Source organism: Neobacillus rhizosphaerae (genome assembly GCF_937468385.1).
Taxonomy (GTDB): Bacteria; Bacillota; Bacilli; order Bacillales; family Cytobacillaceae; genus Neobacillus; species Neobacillus rhizosphaerae.
Map to the genome: position 1 here is coordinate 1 of NZ_CALBWS010000063.1, position 2,936 is coordinate 2,936.

The 2,936-nt window shown below is 37.6% G+C and carries 1 protein-coding gene; it reads right to left on the reverse strand.

Going from position 1 to position 2,936, the window contains the following annotated elements:
- Positions 1–162 precede the first annotated feature (162 nt).
- Positions 163–2,526 carry an alkaline phosphatase PhoX gene (locus tag M5A78_RS24515; RefSeq protein ID WP_319942334.1) on the reverse strand — a complete coding sequence of 788 codons (2,364 nt, stop codon included), beginning with the start codon at positions 2,524–2,526 and terminating at the stop codon, positions 163–165.
- Positions 2,527–2,936: the final 410 nt, after the last annotated feature.

A 2,936-nucleotide genomic window follows, 5' to 3' on the forward strand; every position in this document is an offset into this window, starting at 1 on the left:
ATCAACAATCTGCCTAAATAATAATATATAAAACATTATAAATTAGCTCTTCAAAAAAAAATTAATAGATGGAGGGCCTGCTTTCGTATGGCATTTTTACCAAGTTATTTTCATACAAAAAGAGTAGAATCACAGCTGTGATCCCACTCTTTTTAGTAAATATTATTTTATCCATTCACCACGTTGGTTAACTTTGTATCCATTAATGGTTGTGTTTGCAGCCATGCTTCCATTGCTATAAAGGTAATACCACTTCGTTCCAACCTTTAACCAGCCTGTTTTCATTTCTCCGTTTGCTCCAAGGTAATACCATTTACCTCCATCTTGTAGCCAACCTGTTTTCATTGCTCCATTTGCTGCAAGATAATACCATTTTGCTCCATCTTTTACCCAGCCTGTTTTCATTTCTCCACTTGCTGCAAGATAATACCATTTCGCTCCATCTTTTACCCAGCCTGTTTTCATTCCTCCATTTGCTGCAAGGTAATACCATTTCGCTCCATCTTTTACCCAACCCGTTAACATATCACCATTTCCATCAAGGAAATACCATTTGCCTCCATCTTTCACCCAGCCTGTTTGCATCTCGCCATCTTCATTAAAATAACTCCATTTTCCGGAACTGAAATACCATCCAACGTGTTTCCCATCAAGTTGTGGCATTCCGGCGATATATCCAACACCGCCTTTTTCATTAATACCAATGCCGTCTTTCATCGCTTTCTCTAATGCCACTTTATCCACAGCTGTTCCTTGGAAATTTTGCAGTTCATCACCTGGATGCTGATAGTTATTCAAAATGTAGGAGAACCCATTAAAGTTATCGAGTACACGTAAACCAGTGGCTTCAGCTCCAACTGGAACGGATAGGACACGAGAAAGTTCTTTTGTATCAATATTGTAAGCCCAAACAAAGTTATTTGTATGCTCGCCGCCATCTTCACCGATAAATAATGTTCTCATTTTTTCTGAATAGCTTAGATTATCTGGTTTGGAAACCTTATTTGGATTTGCTTTATTTCCATAGGCATCTGGAGCAGGAAGATCTTCTCCAACCACAATTGCTTTCATGGAAGAAGCAACATAGTTACTAGAAATAGCATGACCTTCTTTATCACTTTGACCACCCGTTAAGTTTAATTCGAATGTTCCACCTGCAAGAATTTGCGGTAAGCGAATATCATCTACCGGGTCGACATGCTTTGTATCTTCTAACATTCCTTTGCCAATCTCAGACATTGCCATATAGACCTTCTTATCTTTTGCGTTAACTGCTAACCCTTCCATTTTTCGGAATTCAGCAGTGGCACCTTTTAAGGCTGCATAACGGCGTGATTCTAAGAATGCGGCTGCTTTTTCCATTCCAGGTTTTACTTTTAAATATTCAATTTTCGCCCCGCTAGAATCTGTTTTAACAGCGGTGAAGCCTTCAGTTGCTTGATCAGCTGTTTCAAAAATATCACTGAATTTTGTCCCTTTGTCAATGATCGTTCTAATTTCATCGTCAGTAGAATGTCCAAGTTTAATCCATTCAAGATTACCCGCTCCACCATTATCGGTACTCGTTTGGACAAATTTAGCAGCATATAAAGTACCAGCAGATAAGTCATTTTCTTTGTCAGCAACATACATAAATGTGACAGTATAGTTACCGTCATCACCGAAAAATGCTGTTTTATTATCAGGCATGACCTGCATTAATTCATGTGAAAAGCGACCAGTACTATAGTGTTTTACGACGCTCGTATCGCCATTTGCTTTTACTGAAACTTCAGGAATCCATCCATAATTATAAGGATTCGCTTTTGTTTCATCTCCAAAATATAACTTTGCAAATGATTTAACATTCGTAGAATCTTTGTCTGTTCCGATTTCAGCTTCGAATTGACGTGCATTTGGTTCATACTCTTCAGAACCTAAATGCGTTCCCCAAGGTGAAGTTGATCCGTTACAGGGAATCCATAGCCCGTTTACCTTTGCGAAATCAATTTTTTTAGCATCCTTAATTGTTAATTCACCGGTCTTTTTATTCTGATTTAATGCCGTTAAGGTCATCGATGCAGGCACAGAACCATATGCAGATTTTCCTGAATTATCAACTGTTTGATATTCAAAATGCGACACGAGGAATAGGTTTCCGCCAACATTCATTAGACTATTGGAATCTGGAGCATCAGAAATATAGAATTTTTCATTACCTGGGATACTTTTATCAACTATAGGGTTTCCATTTACATCGATTGGAGTTCCTGCTGGGATTTTCACACCTTTATTTGTTACGATTTTTTCATCTGATAAGAATAATTGTTTATATGTAAGCGGAAAATTCTTTTTTGTTCCATTGCTATAGCTTACATCCATTGATGCCCCTGTGTATGTCTTAACCATTTCTTCAATCGTAGTTGGTGCTTTCATGGAGTTAAATTTAAAAGAATTAACCGTGATATCCTTCCCTGCAGCTGCTGCTGGTGTTAATGCAGGTATCATTAAACCAAGTGCTAATACAACCGATAATCTCTTTTTCATGTTATTCCCTCCCAAAATGTTATTTACTACTCTATTAAACCTTGAAAATATTAAGCTATGATAAATAGAATGTTGAGATATGTTAAAGTATTGTAAATTTTGTTCAAAAAGATCAATTATTGCATTTCTTATTTCTTTTTCCCTAGCCTAAAAACTATCATGAGCCTCAACTCCCAACCCTACCATGGAAAAAAATTTAGAGAACAAGCCGTAGTCACCCAATAAAGGCGGTGAGAGCAGAGCTAGACTTCACATATTTCGTCTAGTGAAGTGGGTATTTCACTTTAATTGGTTAAAGTGATTCATTTTTGCGGCGCTCCGCCCCTTTTCCACAGAAAACTCATATGGTGACTCGTTCCTCGTCACCACCATCTAAAATGAAAATGATTCCGACCCACGTTTAGTTTAGC

Excerpts from the sequence above, each read along its gene's own strand:
- M5A78_RS24515 (WP_319942334.1), bottom strand. The coding sequence starts at position 2,526 with ATGAAAAAGAGATTATCGGTTGTATTAGCACTTGGTTTAATGATACCT.